The organism is Solibaculum intestinale, assembly GCF_040096205.1.
Lineage (GTDB): Bacteria > Bacillota > Clostridia > Oscillospirales > Acutalibacteraceae > Solibaculum_A > Solibaculum_A intestinale.
Genome location: NZ_JBBMFD010000001.1, coordinates 441965 through 459731, shown reverse-complemented (window position 1 = coordinate 459731; position 17767 = coordinate 441965). Strand labels below are relative to the sequence as shown.

General features: G+C 51.7%; 13 protein-coding genes, 1 pseudogene and 1 riboswitch. Of the genes and pseudogenes, 11 read left to right on the top strand and 3 right to left on the bottom strand.

The window, feature by feature from the left end; genetic code table 11:
* From WMO26_RS02135 to WMO26_RS02110, 7 genes and pseudogenes are all read left to right on the top strand, one after another.
* Positions 1-1263: RHS repeat-associated core domain-containing protein (locus tag WMO26_RS02135; protein WP_349217880.1), on the top strand; the 1263-nt coding region annotated here is incomplete at its 5' end.
* Between the two features lie 423 nt (positions 1264-1686).
* Positions 1687-2508 (top strand): RHS repeat-associated core domain-containing protein, encoded by an 822-nt coding sequence (locus tag WMO26_RS02130; protein ID WP_349217879.1) that lies wholly within the window; start codon positions 1687-1689, stop codon positions 2506-2508.
* 12 nt (positions 2509-2520) lie between these two features.
* Positions 2521-3111, top strand: coding sequence for a hypothetical protein (locus WMO26_RS02125; protein WP_349217878.1), 591 nt, complete (start codon positions 2521-2523; stop codon positions 3109-3111).
* A 48-nt stretch (positions 3112-3159) separates the two neighbouring features.
* Positions 3160-3930: pseudogene (locus tag WMO26_RS02120) on the top strand (RHS repeat-associated core domain-containing protein); the annotation flags it as partial.
* Positions 3931-3945: 15 nt separating this feature from the next.
* Positions 3946-4407 (top strand): hypothetical protein, encoded by a 462-nt coding sequence (locus WMO26_RS02115; RefSeq protein ID WP_349217877.1) that lies wholly within the window; start codon positions 3946-3948, stop codon positions 4405-4407.
* 250 nt (positions 4408-4657) lie between these two features.
* Complete coding sequence (locus tag WMO26_RS13590) at positions 4658-4861, top strand: RHS repeat-associated core domain-containing protein (RefSeq protein ID WP_353963363.1); 204 nt, start codon at positions 4658-4660, stop codon at positions 4859-4861.
* Positions 4862-4926: 65 nt separating this feature from the next.
* Positions 4927-5709, top strand: a complete 783-nt coding sequence (locus tag WMO26_RS02110; RefSeq protein WP_349217876.1) for a class I SAM-dependent methyltransferase — start codon at positions 4927-4929, stop codon at positions 5707-5709.
* 180 nt (positions 5710-5889) lie between these two features.
* On the opposite strand, the gene WMO26_RS02105 is transcribed toward WMO26_RS02110, so the two are convergent.
* The 3 genes from WMO26_RS02105 to WMO26_RS02095 all read right to left on the bottom strand — a co-directional run bounded on the left by WMO26_RS02105 (position 5890) and on the right by WMO26_RS02095 (position 13054).
* A complete protein-coding gene (locus tag WMO26_RS02105) occupies positions 5890-8865 on the bottom strand; it encodes a diguanylate cyclase domain-containing protein (protein ID WP_349217875.1) in 2976 nt (991 codons plus the stop codon).
* A 49-nt stretch (positions 8866-8914) separates the two neighbouring features.
* Positions 8915-9001: riboswitch (cyclic di-GMP riboswitch) on the bottom strand.
* Between the two features lie 142 nt (positions 9002-9143).
* The gene (locus tag WMO26_RS02100) at positions 9144-10847 is read right to left on the bottom strand and encodes an ammonium transporter (RefSeq protein WP_349217874.1); all 1704 of its coding nucleotides are present in this window, start codon (positions 10845-10847) and stop codon (positions 9144-9146) included.
* 116 nt (positions 10848-10963) lie between these two features.
* Positions 10964-13054: a glutamine synthetase III family protein gene (locus tag WMO26_RS02095; RefSeq protein ID WP_349217873.1), complete on the bottom strand. Its 2091-nt coding sequence runs from the start codon at positions 13052-13054 to the stop codon at positions 10964-10966.
* 405 nt (positions 13055-13459) lie between these two features.
* Here WMO26_RS02095 and WMO26_RS02090 point away from each other — a divergent pair, with 405 nt between their 5' ends.
* The 4 genes from WMO26_RS02090 to WMO26_RS02075 are packed head-to-tail and all read left to right on the top strand — an operon-like array spanning position 13460 to position 17763.
* Positions 13460-14548, top strand: coding sequence for a class II glutamine amidotransferase (locus tag WMO26_RS02090; RefSeq protein ID WP_349217872.1), 1089 nt, complete (start codon positions 13460-13462; stop codon positions 14546-14548).
* A gap of 3 nt (positions 14549-14551) precedes the next feature.
* Positions 14552-16057 (top strand): glutamate synthase-related protein, encoded by a 1506-nt coding sequence (locus tag WMO26_RS02085; RefSeq protein WP_349217871.1) that lies wholly within the window; start codon positions 14552-14554, stop codon positions 16055-16057.
* 30 nt (positions 16058-16087) lie between these two features.
* On the top strand, positions 16088-16528 hold the full coding sequence (locus tag WMO26_RS02080) for a 4Fe-4S dicluster domain-containing protein (RefSeq protein ID WP_349217870.1): 441 nt from the start codon (positions 16088-16090) through the stop codon (positions 16526-16528).
* Positions 16525-17763 (top strand): NAD(P)/FAD-dependent oxidoreductase, encoded by a 1239-nt coding sequence (locus WMO26_RS02075; protein ID WP_349217869.1) that lies wholly within the window; start codon positions 16525-16527, stop codon positions 17761-17763. The genes WMO26_RS02080 and WMO26_RS02075 overlap by 4 nt, the downstream gene beginning before the upstream one ends.
* The last annotated feature ends 4 nt before the right edge of the window (positions 17764-17767 follow it).

Here is a 17767-nt window from a genome sequence, read left to right as displayed (position 1 = left end):
TATTCATGCGACTTAAACGACGACGTGTGCTTTGAGGACGCGGTGTATGGATACGGAGACGCCAACTGGAAGGACAAACTGACGAGCTTTAACGGGCAGACGATTACCTACGATGAAATCGGCAATCCGCTGACCTATCGGGACGGGATGGCCTTTACCTGGCAGCATGGCCGGGAGCTGGCAGGTTTCTCGAAGGCGGGGACCACGGCCACATACAGCTACAATGACAGCGGTATTCGGACCAAGAAGGTAGTAAACGGGGTCACGACCGAATACTATCTGAACGGGTCGACAATTCTCACTCAGATCACCGGAAACGACCGGCTGGATTTCCTATATGACGACACGGAAAGCCTGTTGGGATTCCTTTCCGATGGGGAAAGCTACTACTATGTGAAGAACATTCAAGGGGACGTCATCGGAATCCTGGACAGCGACGGCAACCAAGTAGTAGAATATGTGTATGATGTGTGGGGAAAGGTGAAGCTTGTCTCCGGGGCGATGTCCTCTACTCTGGGCCATCTCAACCCCTTCCGGTATCGCGGGTATTACTTCGATCAAGAATCCGGGCTCTACTACCTCAACTCCAGGTACTATGATCCCCAAACCTGCCGGTTTATCAATGCGGATGGGCTTATTTATTGCGAAGATGCCATCCCTACGAATTTATTTAAGTACTGCGACAACAATCCTGTAACCAATACAGATCTCAGTGGGTTTTGGACACGTGGTTTTGGATTAAATGTAAATGCTACTGCTATATTAGGCGTCTCTTACTCAATCGGTATCTATTGGGATGATAAAGGAAGCATACAGTTTCTTATGTCTCCTGAAGCGCATGTTGGAGTAGTTAGTGCGGGGATTGGTTTATTCTACCAAAGAACTGAATTAGAGACCGTCGATCATTTAATTGGAAAATCCTACAATTTTGGTTTTTCCGGTGGTGCGGCTGGTTATTTAGGGGGTGACGCAATTTTCCAAGCAGGTGAAGAACATGAATATGACCCTCCCATCGGCGGACAAATAAATGGAGGAATTGGTGTAGGAACAGATATACATGGCGGGGTCAGTTATACAATGAAGGTGCCAACTATGCCGACATATTATTACTATATGAAAGCACATGATATGAAAGTCCAGTACGGCTTAACAGAATCGGAAGAACTGTTCTTAGCAGGAAAACTAATACTATGTGATTCTTGGAGGGATGAAGATGTAGAGCGGGCAATGGTGTTCTGGTTTCCGGTAAAGGCCATGCGTTAGAGAGGTGGTAAAACTTTATGAAAGCGATACGTTATCATTATATGGCTTTGCTTTGGCTTGCCGTTTGGTTTGTCATCATTATTTGTGTTGCTTTACTTTACACAAAAGGATGGGAAAATATATCCTCCCCTTCTAACGGGGCTTCTAGGAATTGGGACAGGCGGCATGACCGTAATCTATATCCGAGGTTTTTGGAAAAGCACGGATTGGGGGAAAGATAAAGCAAAAGGGCAATTAATCTATTTTCTCCTTATGTTGTCAGCAGGTATATTCACTATAACCTGTGGGTATGATATCATTCACTATTTTTATTCACATATGTAAAGGAACCGCCAAGGCCCGCCATTTGGCGGGCTTTGGCTTTTGTGTGGATGTTACCACGTCGGCATCCTGGACAGCGGCGGGAATATGGTGGTAGAATATTTGTATGATGCATGGGGGCAGGAGGTAGGCCGCGGCGGCACCATGTGGCAGACCCTTGGCGAACGCAACCCCTTCCGCTACCGGGGCTATTACTATGATACCGAGTCCGGGCTTTACTACCTAAACTCCAGGTACTACGATCCCCAAACTTGCAGGTTTATCAATGCGGATGGCTATATTGATAATGCGCAGGGTATTCATTCCCAAAATATGTTTGCCTATTGTATGAATAACCCAGTTATGTATTCTGATCCATCAGGGCATTCTGCAATCGACGCGATTAAAGCTGGTTTTGCTCTTGGCAATCAAGTTGCTGTATTAACCGCTGGTGTCTCAATTGATAGCTTTTTTGGTGCAGGCACAACGGTGGTACATCAAGTAGCCCCACCACCAACTCAGTATATCCCCGATCCATCACCAATTACAGTGAAATCCGGTACTAGAACAGCAACTACAATTTCAAAATCTGGAGATTCAACACGCCCTGTCTCCGTTTACGCTCAAGGGAGAAGTGATAATTGGCTTTTATCATCAGCTGGATTAAAAGTCAATATAGAAAGTTTTACTCTGAATGTTAGCTTAGGACTTGATAACATAGGAATAAGTGGTTCTGTTAAAGATGGCGATACAACGAACTCATTCAGTATTAAAGCGGATCTTTCTCAGCTCAAAGTGGGGTTTGAAGGATCTACAACGGTCAAATGGGATGAAAATACGAACATTACAAGTTATACAAACGCAAATGTGAGTGGATGGGCTATAGCTGCTGTATATATTCTTATACAGACTGGTCAATGGGTTCCTTCACCTCAAACATCTTAAAGGAGAATTTTTATGTTATATGGATTGTTTAGAATTGTGTTATTTTTAATAATATTCTTGATAATTTTTATTTTGATGAGAAAGTCAAATACTTTTAGAAAAAAGAGAAATATTATCGTTTCTTTAATTTTATGTATTATTGTTTGTGCAATATCATTTCTGATCCCTATAGAAAATTTGGTTATTCATTTTAAATCACCGCAGGACGTCTTTCATTATATAAGAATTGGTGAGATTGAAGATACTGTTGACGGCAATGAATCATCACTAATTTTTAGTTCAGACGCATTTTGCGTTATTCCAAAAACAGAAACAGGATATAAAATTCCTAATATATTTTCGACCAATACAATACGAGATGAACTAAATAGAAACGGTAATTATAAAATTATCGAGGTTGAAAATACAAATGATTTTTATCTTTGGGGTGCTACACTTTGTAAAGGAGGAAAAATAGATATTACCGATAGTAGTCATTCAAAATTGAGAACAATAATAACTAAAAATGGGAATTCTGATTATTACACAGTTCTCATATACGGAAACATAAATTATTCAGACGGATACTATTTAATTATAGACGGAGAAAAAATACAGTTATAATACGAGACTTTATAAAGGCCGACTGCTCAATTTGAGCAGTCGGCTCCCTTCCGCTACCGGGGGTATTACTACGATACCGAGACGGGATTTTACTATCTCAATTCCAGGTACTATGATCCCGAAATCGGTAGGTTCTTGAATGCCGATGGATATGTGGATACAGGAATGGGTATTCACTCTCAAAATATGTTTGTTTATTGCATAAATAATCCTGTAAGTTTAAGTGATCCCAGCGGTACGTTTCCTGGATATCATTATGCTACGCTGTTTGGCGCACAAAGAGCATATGAAATATATATTTCAAAACATCCAGACGCTGCAGATTATATCGTAAAATACCATATGGAGGGAGAGGACTACGGTTATTACGAAGGGCATCCATATTCTGCTACATGGGTATATGAACTAATAGGACCGTGGACGATACCTCAAAATCCACCGAAACCATCCCCGTCCCCAGCAACCAGTCTCCGTTCTAGTAGTGTTGGCAAATATGATCTTGGAGGAGGGTTAAAAGCCCGCGTAGACGCACCGCATTATAACGGCGGAAAAAAGCATATTCATGTGTATTACAAAGGTAAAGAATATTCGCAAAATGATAATGGATCTACTTCACATAAATCTGGGCCGCCACCTGCATCTGTTATAAAAATTTTGAAAGAAAAGATTGGCTGGGATTGGAATGCCCCAGAGGCAATTGAACTTCCAGATGTTTCGCGATGGATAGGTGTGGCAGGTAATTATAATGGATCCGATTTTTTCTTTTCAACTTATCCTGTACCTTCAGGATCTCCTGTATTCAATTTCTGTCCGGCATAGAAAGGATGAAATATAATGAAATATTTTACGAAGGAAAGACTTTCTTTTCAAGATGAACATGCAAATGAGAAGTGGAATGAAATGCTTCAAGACTATTTTAGTGAACTCAAAAAATATAGTAAAGAATTTTCTTTGGAACTTCGCCACTTATTAGAAAATGGAGAGTTTCATGATGCGAAAATTCTAAGCATTGCCTTGCTCCCTTATGAAAAAAAAGAATGGCAAGGTAAGTATAAGATAGTGGTGGAGTTATCTGGTTACCATAATGATGATGTTCCTTATCATGGATATCTTATACATCAGAATGTGACAGAGTACCATGCTAGCCTAAATTTAAAGGATTTTCCTTTTGATGACTATTTATATGGTGAGGTATTAAAGGATCAAGATGGATTCTGGATACATAATTTTCTAGTATTTTATGACTATAACGAAATTATGATAAAATGCGAAGATATTGATTGGAAAGAAAAATAATAAATCAACAATTATAAGGAAAGTAACATTATACTGTCTAATTCTTGAAGGAAGTCAGTACTTTTTGGTGCTGGCTTCCATTTTAGTATCCAAATTCGAGGAGAAGACCGTCTCGATTTTCTCTACGATGATATGGAAAGCCTGCTGGGGCTGAAGTGGAACGGAACTACGTACTACTACGTCAAGAATCTGCAAGGGGATATTATCGGGATTCTGGACAGCGGCGGGAATATGGTGGTAAAATATTTGTATGATGCATGGGGGCAGCATTCCGGTGCTTATGGAAGCATGGCTGCTACCCTTGACGAACTTAATCCGGGGCTATTACTATGATACCGAGAGTAGGCTCTACTATCTTAATTCTAGATATTACGATCCCGAAATCAGTAGGTTCTTGAATGCAGATGCTATTCTAATTGGAATGGCATTTCGAGGACTGAATTTATTTATTTAAGGATAACAAATATAAAAGGAGAACCCATTACAAAGCGCGGGTGTAGCCGCATAAGGAGGAATTTTATGCAAAACGAGCGCATCGATGCGGGCCGATCTTTTGACTGGGGAAAGGCCTCAGCTGATTACGCAAAATACCGGGACATTTATCCGCCCCGCTTTTATCAGGAGCTTCTAAACCTGGGGCTTTGCAAAAAAGGCGACCGGGTTTTGGATCTGGGAACCGGGACGGGGGTACTCCCACGTAACCTTTACCATACCGGCGCACATTTTGTAGGGACGGATCTGTCGGAAAATCAAATTCGAGAGGCAAAACGCCTTTCCGCCGGCATGGATATCGATTACGTAGCTTCGGCAGCAGAGGATCTTTCCTTTGTAGACGAGTCTTTTGACGGCGTAACCGCCTGCCAGTGTTTTTTCTATTTTGATCCGGCTGCTGTACTTCCCAACATTGCCCGAATGCTGAAGCCGGACGGCCGGTTCGCCATTTTGTATATGGGGTGGCTGCCTTATGAGGACCTGGTGGCCGGCGAAAGCGAGGCGCTGGTGCTGCAGTATAACCCCGACTGGAACGGAGGCGGGGAGACCCGGCACCCCATTGTGCTGCCAGAGGAAACCGAGCGGTATTTCACTGTGGAAAACACAGCGCTATTCGACCTGAGGGTGCCATTTACCAGGGAAAGCTGGAACGGACGGATGAAGGCCTGCCGTGGAATCGGGGCATCCCTGACGGAAAATCAGGTGGCCCGGTTTGACCAAGAACACATGGCCCTGCTTGCGGGAATTGCGCCCGAGCAGTTTGACGTGCTGCATTATGCAGCCATGACGGTCCTCAAAAAGAAGCCGTAAGGGAACGCCTTAAACCGGAGACCAGAAACAGAGAAAAAAGCCCGTTACGGCAAAAATTCTGCCGTAACGGGCTTTTTCGCTTGTTTGGAAGCTTTCCTGCGGGAAGAGAACGATCTGCTTCTTCTTTTCGGAGGAAGGCATCCGTCTGTACAGCGTATAGCCTGTGGGAAACCGGGTCTTTTAAGAGTTTTTTTTATACCGGGTTACATCACAGCAGCACATCAGGCATGCGGGCGTTTCGTTATTCCACCGCATGACCGAAGCGGTGGCGGCAGTCCACACCTTAAGATGGGGATTATAAAGCTCTATGGTACAGCGGCTGTCGGGATTACCCGGGTCCAATTGACGCAGAGGGCAGTGCGCGCAAGGGACGTCCCGGTGATAAAAGGTTTCATAACACCGGTCGCCTACTTTGGAGGCGGGAGAAATCTGCTGGGTTTTCTTATTCAGAAAAAGAAGCCGGTAGCTCTCAAAGTCGATCACATAGGTCCAGGTACTCAAATGGTCCATAATCGCCTGATTCATGGCAGAGGAACTGCGCAGCCTTTCGTGGGTCTTTTCCTGTAGCAGGAAGGTGCCAAGCAGCTTTGAAACCAGAGACAGAGTCATGATTTCCTCTCGGGTGGCCAGGTGTTTCTTCTCACAGTCGTCAAACCCCACAAAGCCCTTGAATTTCCCATCTTCCCGAATGGCGCACTGAAGCATGGACTGGATTCCCTGCTCCTCCTGCAAAAAGCGGCGCAGCCCCGGCTCCAGCGCCGACACATCGTCGAAATAAAGGATGCCGTCCTCGTCGAAATACGCCCGGTAATCAGAAAAGAGCTCGTAAGAGACGGTGTGCAGGTTTTCCATCTGCGGCTCCACCCCTTCCTTGCACCATTCGAAGGTATTGTGGCAAAGGGTAGGGTCTTCCTCGTCGGTTTCAAATATGTAGGCCCGGCTGACGTCGAAATATTCGCCCACCAGATCCAAAATCATCTCAATGGCGCTGACCCGGTCTTTTGCCTCGTAGAGAAGCGCAAAGATGTATTGAACGAGGTTTTGCTTGAGCGCCTCCGGTTGCGAAAGGGAAGGTACCTCGTCGTGGGCGGTTGCGCCCGGGCCGCTGGCCGTAAGAAACTCTTTGGTCAGTAGAGAGGGGGCAAAAACGCACAACTGGTCTTTGCCCAGGGATTTTGCACGATAGAGCGCTACGTCGGCCCGCTTCATCAGGTCAACATAGCTCTGCCCGTCGTCGGGGGAAAGGGCGATACCTACACTGCCGGAGATTTTATAGCGGCGGCTGTGGCCGGTAAAATCCTTGCGAAAAATTCCGATGATATCCCTTGCCCGTCCCATCACCCAATCTTTGGACGGATATTCCTTAAGGAACACCACGAATTCATCCCCGCCGATGCGCCCGATCAGGTCGCAGGGGCGAAGCAGCGACTGAAGCTTTGCGGCGGTATCCCGCAGCACAGCATCGCCGAACAAATGGCCCAGATTATCGTTGACCGCTTTGAAATTATCGATGTCGATGATGAGGAAAGCGTGGGCATCTTCGTTTCCAGACCCCTTCAGACATTCGTCCACAGCTTCCTGGATGGCCCCTTTGTTGAAAAGCTTTGTAAGGCTGTCCCGTTTGGACCGGTCGAGCATCTTCAGCTCCCGCTCTTTTCTTTCGTCGATGTTCTTAAGATACCCGATCACTATCACCGCTTCGTCCACCTCGCCGCTTTGCATGGGAACGATGGTACATGAGGTCCAGAAAAGACGGCGGTTTTTGTGATAACGCCGGTATTCCACGGTGATCTCCTTCTCGCCCTGGCGAAAACGGCACAAAATGCTGGGGATCGAAAAGGTTTCGTAAAAGGCCTTGCGGTCTTCCGGATAGACGTGGTTAGCGGCGATGTATTCGATCGCCTCGGTAAAGGAAGAGAGAAAGATGGGGATGTCCCGGTCGTTTTCCGCATCGGTTTCAAAAGAAATCCGGTTATGGGTCAAATCCGCTTGAAAGATGGTGTCGCTGGACGCCTTTAGGGCTTGGCGGTAGTGCTGTTCGCTGCGGCTTAACGCAAGGCTGCGGGCGCGCACGGTATCAATGAGGCTGTTAAACGCTTCGGCTATCTGTGCAAATTCCGTATTGGGTTTTGCCTGCAGACGGATCGAATAATTCCCCTGTTCTACCTGATGCATGGTCTCAACAAAGCGGTGGATAGGCTTATTAAACCAGAAGGACAGGGCAAAGCTGCTAAAAATGAGGAGGACAACCAATACCGCCAGGAAAAGCAGAGCGGTAAAAGCAGCCTGCCGTGCCGGTGAGATAAAATCCGCCAGCGGCAAGGTGTAATAGAGCATCCACTCGGTTCCCTTTATAACCGAATAGGCGGTGATCATTTTGCCGCCTGCAATGGTATACTGCAAAATTCCGCTGGGAGCTGTTTGTACGTCCACCTGCTCCCATGCCTGCGCAAACCCGTTCCCCTTTTCCTGAGTGGTCTGGAAAAGCTGCTGGTGCAAAGAGGTGTCAGAACTGGCGACGATGTTTCCCTTCCGGTCGAGGAGACTGACCGCGCCCGACTGGGAGAAATCTACCGTCTTAATAAGCCCGCTGAAATAAGACAGGCTCAAAACCTCCGCCATATAACCGATTCTCCCGTCGCTGTCGTTGATGGCAACCAGATTAAAGCAGGAGTTCTCGCCGTTTCCAAACCGCCCGTCTTCCGTAAGGTCGGTATACATTGACTCCAAGGAGGACAGCTTCTTCATTTCCTCGGTAATCGGGAAAAGGACTCCCACGTTGCTCTCTTTGCTGGAGGATAGGATCCGGCCGTTTTCATCCATCAGAATGATTTCATTGAGAAAGTCCAGCTCCTTTGCCTTGCGGTGAAGAATGTCCGTTACCTCCTGGCGGTTTTGCTGATCGATGCTTCCAAGCGTTTCGGACAGGAGCCTGCCGATCTGGGGCAGCTGTGCGGTCAGACGCATGTGGATGGAACGCTGATCAAAAAAGCGTTCGAAACTATCCGTTTGCTGTATGGTGGAATGAAGCAGATTGGTTCGCAAAAGCGCTTCGGTTTTCTGATAAAAAGACCCGATCTGCAGGGCGCTGACCAGCGTCACCGACAGAATCGAGACCACCATAAGCAAAAGCAGGAACAGATGCTTTATTTTCAAAGCCGAATCATCACCTTATTCACGGAATACATGGAACGCCTTCCATGCTCGCGGTAGCTGGCTGCCGTTTCTTAGAAAAGAGGTAGGCCCTGTAGCTTTGTGCCGCTGCCTTTCGGCAGGTTTACGATTGCATAAGGATATCAGTTTGATCGCAGAAAAGATAATATTCTGATTATAATACATCCAATTTCTTTCTTCAACCACAAAACGAGCGAAAGAGACGATAAATTCCGTCTCTTTCGCTCGTTTGCACAGGAAAGAAGGAAAGCTGGAGAAAACTATTCGTCGGTGTCCTGCATGGCGTCGTAGCCTTCCTCGCCGGTACGGACTTTGATGACATTCTCTACGTCGTAGACGAAGATCTTGCCGTCGCCGATGTGGCCGGTGTAGAGGACTTTTTTGGCCGTGTCGATCACAGTGCGGACCGGGACCTTGCAGACCACGATTTCCACCTTGATCTTAGGCAGCAGGTTCATTTCCACGGGAACGCCGCGGTAGTATTCCGTCGCGCCCTTCTGGATACCGCAGCCAAGAACCTGGCTTACCGTCATGCCGGTGACGCCGATGCGGTTCATGGCCGCTTTCAGGGCGTCAAACTTCTGCTTGTTCATGAGAATGCTGACCTTGGTGATCTTCACGTCGCAAGCGGGCGTCTCAGAGGGAGCGGACACCACCTGCACCGGAACCGCCTCGTTGATGCCCACCGTACCGGAGGAAACAGGAGCTTCCATCGCCAGGTCCGCATCATAGCAGTGTTCCACCGCGGGCATAAAGTCCGCATAGCTGCTTTCGATGCCATGTTCTCTGGAGTCGAGGCCGGCGATTTCTTCTTCCTTGGAAACCCGCAGGCCCACCGTCTTCTTAATGAGGAAGAACACGATGGTCATCGTGACGGCCACCCACGCGATGACCGAGACCACACCCAGTGCCTGCACGCCCAGAAACGCAAAGCCGCCGCCGTAGAAGAGGCCGCCGTCGGTAGCGAAGAGGCCCACCATCAAGGTGCCCGCCGCGCCGCACATGCCGTGCACGCCGATGGCGCCAACCGGGTCGTCGATCTTGAGAACCTTATCGACAAACTCAATGCCGAAGACCACCACAAACGCGGCGACCAGGCCGATGAAGAAGGCACCGAAGGGATCGACCATGTCGCACCCGGCGGTGATGGCCACCAGACCCGCCAGAGAACCGTTTAAGGTCATGGAAACGTCCGGCTTCTTATAGCGGATCCAGGTGATGATCATCACGGCGACGGTGGAAGTGGCTGCTGCCAGGTTCGTGGTAACAAAGATGTTGCTGGCGGTGGTCAGGGTTTCATCGCCCGTCATGGAGACGGTGGAACCGCCGTTAAAGCCAAACCAGGCAAACCACAGGATAAAAACGCCCAGGGCAGCTAAGGTCAGGCTGTGGCCGGGAATGGCGCGGGGCTTGCCGTCCTTTCCGTACTTGCCGATACGGGCGCCCAGCATTTTCGCGCCTACCAGGGCCGCGACACCGCCCACCATGTGTACCGCCGTGGAACCGGCGAAGTCATGGAAGCCCAAATCAGAGAGCCAGCCGCCGCCCCAGATCCAGTGACCGGAAACCGGGTAGATGATCAGGCTGATGACCGCACTGTAAATACAGTAGGAGATGAACTTGGTGCGCTCCGCCATGGCGCCGGAAACAATGGTCGCCGCCGTAGCGCAAAACACCGTCTGGAAAATGATGAAGGCCGCCGTGGGGAAGGTGGAGCTATAGTCGCCCTGGATAAAGAAGTCCAGCCCCCCGATGAACGGGCCGTCTCCGCCGAACATCAGCCCGAAGCCGATGAACCAGAAGACAACGGTGCCGATGGCGAAGTCCATCAGGTTTTTCATGATGATGTTGCCTGCGTTTTTTGCTCGTGTCAGACCCGTTTCTACCATAGCGAAACCGGCCTGCATGAAGAACACCAGCAATGCGCCGATTAACACCCACATTGTGTCAACGGATGAGAACATAAGAGATACCCCCTCAGAATAAAAATTCGACGTGCAATTTGCCCGGTCCAGGCCGCTTTCAGCAGGTCCGGGTCAAACTGCACGTCGTTGTGCATGACGGTTTATCGGTTTGTCAATTACACACGGAACAAAAGGTCGCCGTAGGTGGGGAAGGGCCAATGTTTTTCGGCCGTGATGGTTTCCAGCTCGTCTGCTACCGCCCGAAGCTCCCGCATAGCGCCGAAGACCGACTCGTAATAGTAGTTGGCGCTGTCGGTAATTTCGGTGTGGTTTTTAGCGCCGAGGATTGCTTCGTCAAGCTTCTCCGCCTTTTTGTAGAGACAATAGGACAGATTGGAAAGCTTTTCGAGCAGCGCTTCCTCCACCTGGCAGCCCAGCTGCGGGGAAAAGGCTTTCTTGTTTTGGGCGGTTTCGCTCAGGTCCTTGATGTAACCGCCCACCGCCGGGAGGATATCCCGCCGGGCCATTTCCAGCATGGTCAGCGCTTCAATGTGCAGCACCTTGCAGTAATTGTCCAGCTGGATTTCAAACCGGGAATGCATTTCCTCCGGTGTAAAGATGTTATGCTTGGTAAAGAGCTGGATATTGCGGTCGGCGATGTAGTAGGGAAGCGCCTCGGCGGTGGACTTGAGGTTATAAAGCCCGCGGCGTTCGGCCTCTTTGACCCATTCGTCGGAATAGTTGTTGCCGTTGAAGATGATGCGCTTGTGGTTTTTCATGGTATCCTGGATGATGGCGGTGACCGCCGCGGAGAAATCCTTCGATTTTTCCAGGATGTCGGCGAACTGGGAAAGCTCTTCGGCTACAATGGTGTTGAGCATGATGTTCGGACAGGCGATGGAGAGGGAAGAGCCCAGCATCCGGAATTCGAACTTGTTGCCGGTAAAGGCGAAGGGAGAGGTGCGGTTGCGGTCGGTGGTGTCCTTCTGGAAATGGGGGAGCACCTTGACGCCGGTTTCCATATCCACCCGGCCGTGGCCTTCGTAGGTACCTCCCTTTTCAAAGGATTCGAGCACCTCGGTGAGCTCGTCGCCCAGATACATGGAAATAATAGCCGGCGGCGCTTCGTTGGCGCCCAGGCGATGGTCGTTGCCCGCCGTAGCAACCGAGACGCGCAGAAGATCCTGATATTCGTCCACGCCCTTGATGACCGCGCACAGGAAAATAAGGAACTGGGCGTTTTCGTGGGGCGAATTGCCCGGCTCAAGAAGGTTGAGCCCGGTGTCGGTGGAGATGGACCAGTTGTTGTGCTTACCGCTGCCGTTGACGCCTGCAAAGGGCTTTTCGTGCAGCAGGCACGCGAGGCCGTGGCGTTCGGCCACCTTTTTCATGATTTCCATGGTCAGCTGGTTGTGGTCGGTGGCCAGGTTGGTATCCTCGAAGATGGGGGCCAGCTCATGCTGGGCAGGCGCCACTTCGTTGTGCTTGGTTTTCGCATAAATCCCCAGCTTCCACAGCTCCTCGTCCAAATCCTTCATGAAGGCGGAGATGCGGGGTTTGATGGTGCCGAAGTAATGGTCCTCCAGCTCCTGACCCTTGGGAGGCTTGGCGCCGAAAAGGGTACGGCCGGTGTACATCAGGTCCTTGCGCTGGTTATACAGCGCCTTGTCGATGAGGAAGTATTCCTGCTCGGGACCCACGGTGGTAATGACCCGTTTGGCGTCCTGGTTGCCGAAAAGGCGCAGAACCCGCAGAGCCTCGGTGTTCATAACCTCCATGGAGCGAAGAAGCGGGGTCTTTTTGTCCAGCGCCTCGCCGCCGTAGGAACAGAACGCGGTGGGAATGTAGAGGGAGCCGTCCTTGATGAACGCATAGGAGGTGGGGTCCCAGGCGGTGTAACCGCGGGCTTCAAAGGTGGCCCGCAGGCCGCCGGAGGGGAAGCTGGAGGCATCCGGCTCGCCTTTGATGAGCTCCTTGCCGGAGAACTCCATGATGACGTTGCCGTCTCCGGTGGGGGAGATGAAGCTGTCGTGCTTCTCGGCGGTGATTCCGGTCATCGGCTGGAACCAGTGGGTAAAGTGGGTGGCTCCTTTTTCGATGGCCCAGTCCTTCATGGCGTTGGCCACTACGTTTGCCACGCTCAGATCCAAGGGTTTTCCCTTCTGAATGGTTGCTTTGAGCGCCTTGTAGGTGTCTTTCGGAAGCCGTTCCTTCATCACGGTGTCGTTAAACACCAGGCTGCCGAACAATTCTGGAACCTTGCTCATACGGTTTTCCTCCAATCCCAATTTTGGAAATAAAAAAGGCGCCGCAGGCTTTCGCCCGCAGCACCTTTGCTGTCGATGGGCTTAGTATAGACCGGTCGGTTTCATTTGTCAACCCCCTTTTCGGAATTTTTTGCAGGATTTTTTTGAACCCCTGCATTTTTTGGACGAGTAACCTCTGTATAAGCCTTTGTCCTTGTCGAAAAAGGACAAGCAGTGAAATTTTTGCAAAAAAAGGTGCAAAAGGTTCTTGACAAGAAAATCACGCTGTTGTATGATGAGGGCAATGAACAAAGGTGTTCGTCCAAAGACAACCGGTTTTGTCTTTGGACGAACGCCTTTGTTTTTTTGTCGGCTTTCGGTAAGCCGGAAGGAAAACAAAAGCATCCACAGAAGGAGGCAAACGGTATGCGCTTAGAAGGTCAGGTCCGGATTCCGTCGGGCTGCGCGATTTCGGGAATTTTTTCGAAGGATGGAGAAAGAATTGCAGGCGACCAGATTATCCGCTCCATCGCCACCATGCACGACCGCTCCAACGGGTTGGGCGGCGGCTTCGCGGGATACGGCATTTATCCCCAGTACAAGGATTTCTACGCGTTTCACCTGTTTTACAACAGTGAAAATGCCAAGGAAACCTGCGAGGCGTTTTTAAACGAACACTTCGACGTCATCAATCTCTCGAAGATCCCGGTACGGAAAACCCCCAAGATTACCGACGAACCCCTGATTTGGCGCTATTTCGTCACCCCCCTTCCCACCCGGCTGGCGCAAAGCCAGCTCGATGAAAAGGAATTCGTGGTCCGCTGCGTCATCCGTATTAACTCGAAAATCGACGGGGCGTATGTCTTCTCCAGCGGCAAGAACATGGGCGTTTTCAAAGCGGTTGGCTTCCCGGAGGATGTGGGCGAGTTTTACCGCTTGGATGAGTACGAGGGCTATTGCTGGACCGCCCACGGCCGCTATCCCACCAACACCCCCGGCTGGTGGGGAGGGGCGCATCCCTTCGCCATGCTGGACTATTCCATTGTTCACAACGGGGAGATTTCCTCCTACGACGCCAACCGCCGCTACATTGAAATGTTCGGCTATCAATGTACCCTCATGACCGATACCGAGGTCATTACCTATATGGTGGACTACCTGCTCCGAAAGCAGAAGCTCAGCCTGGAGGAGATGGCTATGGTCATCGCCGCCCCCTTCTGGAGCACCATCGAACGAAGGCCCCCGGAAGAGCGGGAAAAGCTTACCTATCTGAGAAACGCGTTTTCCAGCCTTTTGGTCACCGGTCCCTTTTCCATTCTGCTGGGCTTCGACGGCGGCATGATGGCGTTAAACGACCGGCTGAAGCTTCGTTCCATGGTAGTGGGCGAAAAGGGCGAGCGGGTGTACGTGGCCAGCGAGGAATGCGCCATCCGCGTGATTGAACCCGAGCTCGACCGGCTGTGGTCGCCGGGGGGCGGCGAACCGGTCATCGTGACCTTGAACGGGAGGAATTGAATCATGGCAATTGATTTTTTATATCCGGACTATGAGGTGGTGCGCAATCCCAGCCGCTGCATCGCCTGCCGCGTGTGTGAACGACAGTGCGCAAACGAGGTGCATTCCTACGACGCCGAGCTCAACTGCATGGTCAGCGACGAGAGCAAATGCGTCAACTGCCACCGGTGCGTGTCTTTGTGCCCCACCCGGGCGCTCAAAATCGTCAAGACCGACCATACATTCAAAGAAAACGCCAACTGGACGGGGGAGACCATCTCCGAGGTTTACCGCCAGGCGGGGTCCGGCGGGGTGCTTCTTTCCTCCATGGGAAATCCCAAGCCCCTGCCCATCTACTGGGATAAGATGCTCATCAACGCCTCCCAGGTGACGAACCCCTCCATCGACCCCTTGCGCGAGCCTATGGAAACCAAAGTGTTTTTGGGCAAAAAGCCCGGTTGTGTGGAGCGCGGCGAGGACGGGAAGCTTCGAAATAACCTGACGCCTCAGCTGGAGCTGGCGGTGCCGGTGATGTTTTCCGCCATGTCTTACGGTTCCATCAGCTACAATGCCCACGAAAGCCTGGCCCGGGCCGCCCAGGCCCTGGGTACCTATTATAATACCGGCGAAGGCGGCCTGCATGAGGACTTTTACCAGTATGGGAAAAACACCATCGTCCAGGTTGCGTCGGGCCGTTTCGGCGTCCATAAGGACTACCTGGAGGCGGGCGCCGCCATCGAAATCAAGATGGGCCAGGGTGCAAAGCCCGGTATCGGCGGGCATCTGCCCGGGGCAAAGATCGTTGGGGACGTGTCGAGGACCCGCATGATTCCCGAGGGCTCCGACGCCATTTCCCCTGCGCCTCATCACGATATTTATTCCATTGAGGACCTGCGCCAGCTGGTCTATTCCTTAAAGGAAGCCACCGAGTACAAAAAGCCGGTGATCGTCAAGATCGCCGCGGTACATAACGTGGCGGCCATCGCAAGCGGCATCGCCCGCTCCGGGGCGGACATCATCGCCATCGACGGGTTCCGGGGCGGAACGGGCGCGGCGCCCACCCGCATCCGGGACAACGTGGGCATCCCCATTGAGCTTGCTCTGGCAAGCGTGGACCAGCGGTTGAGAGAGGAAGGAATCCGGGGCAACGTGTCCTTGGTGGTGGGCGGCAGCATCCGCTCCAGCGCGGACATCATCAAAGCGGTGGCCCTGGGGGCGGACGCGGTTTATATCGCCACCAGCGCCCTGTTGGCTTTGGGCTGCCATCTCTGCCGCAGCTGCCATCAGGGCAAGTGCAACTGGGGTATCGCCACCCAGCGCCCGGAGCTGGTGCGCCGGTTAAACCCCAACGTGGGCTACCAGCGGCTTGTCAATCTGGTCACCGCCTGGAACCATGAAATCAAGGAAATGATGGGCGGTATGGGCATCAACTCCATCGAGGCGCTCAAGGGCAACCGCCTGATGCTCCGGGGCGTGGGGCTCACCGACCGGGAGCTTTCCATTCTGGGCATTCAGCACGCAGGCGAATAAGCGGCGTCAAGCAATCGGGAGGAAGCGGCAATGAAACGAATTTATGTCAATGAAAAATGGTGTTTGGGATGCCATTTGTGCGAATATTATTGCGCCTTCGCCAATTCCGGTGAGGACAATATGGCAAAAGCCCTCAAGGACGTGGTCATCCATCCGCGTATCCGCATCGAGCAGCAGGGGAATGTGAGCTTTGCCGTCTCCTGCCGCCATTGTGAAGAGCCCTTGTGCGTCAAGGGCTGCATTTCCGGGGCGCTGACGGTGCAAAACGGTGTCATTTCCATCGACTCGGAGAAATGCGTGGGCTGCTATACCTGTATTTTGTCCTGTCCCTACGGGGCGATCATGCCGTCGGACACCGGTGCGGTGCAGAAATGCGAGCTGTGTACCAAGAACAAGGAAGGGCAGCCCGCCTGCGTTAAGGGCTGCCCCAACAAAGCCATTGTATTTGAGGAAAGGAGCGAGGCGCAATGACCCGGTATGTGATCATCGGCAATTCCGCGGCGGCGGTGGGCTGCGTGGAGGGAATCCGGCAGGTGGACCGGGAGGGCCCCATTACCATCATTTCCGACGAGCCGCACCACACCTATTCCCGCCCGCTGATTTCCTATCTTTTGGAGGGGAAAACCGACCGGGTGCGCATGCAGTACCGGGGAGCGGACTTTTATGAGAAGAACGGGGTTACCCCTCTGCTTGGAAAGCGGGCCGCTTCCATTGACCCGGAGAAAAAGTCGGTGACCCTTACAAGCGGCGAAAAAATCCCCTACGATAAGCTGCTGGTAGCGGCCGGGTCGCGCCCCTTCCTGCCGCCCACGGAGGGGCAGGAAACGGTGACCAAGGCTTTTACCTTCATGAATCTGGACAGCGCCCTTGCTTTGGAAAAGGCCCTCACCCCAGCCAGCCGGGTTCTGATCGTGGGTGCGGGGCTCATCGGGTTAAAATGCGCCGAGGGCATCGCCCACCGAGTAAACACCATCACGGTGGTGGATATGGCCGACCGGATTCTGCCCAGCATTCTTGACGAGGCAGGTTCTACGCTGGTACAGGAACATTTGGAAGAAAAGGGATTGACCTTTCATCTGTCCGACTGCGTGGCGAAGTTCGAGCCGGATGCGGCCATCCTCAAAAGCGGGCAGCGCATCCCCTTCGACATCTTGGTGATGGCGGTGGGGGTACGGCCCAACACGTCCCTGATTGCCGATGCAGGCGGACTGGTCCGCCGGGGCGTGGTCACCGACGAATTCTGCCGCACGAGTCTTTCGGACGTCTACGCGGCGGGAGACTGCGCTCAAAGCTTCGACATCACCACCGGCCAGGAACGGGTGCTGGCTCTCCTTCCCAACGCCTACATGCAGGGGGAGACTGCCGGGATTCATATGGCTGGCGGGGGAGGAAAGCCCTACGACCGGGCCATCCCCATGAACGCCATCGGCTTCTTCGGATTGCACATCATCACCGCCGGCAGCTATCAGGGGGAAGATGTCCGGATGCAACAGGGGAAAACGTATAAGCGCCTGTTTTACCAGGACGACCGGCTCAAGGGCTATATCCTCATCGGCAATGTGGAGCGGGCGGGTATTTATACCTCCCTCATCCGGGAGCAGACCCCCCTGTCCTCCATCGATTTTGACCTGATCTGCGAAAAGCCCCAGTTGATGGCCTTTTCCAAGCGGGCCAGGGCGAAGGCATTGAGCGGTGCGGCAGGCTGACTGC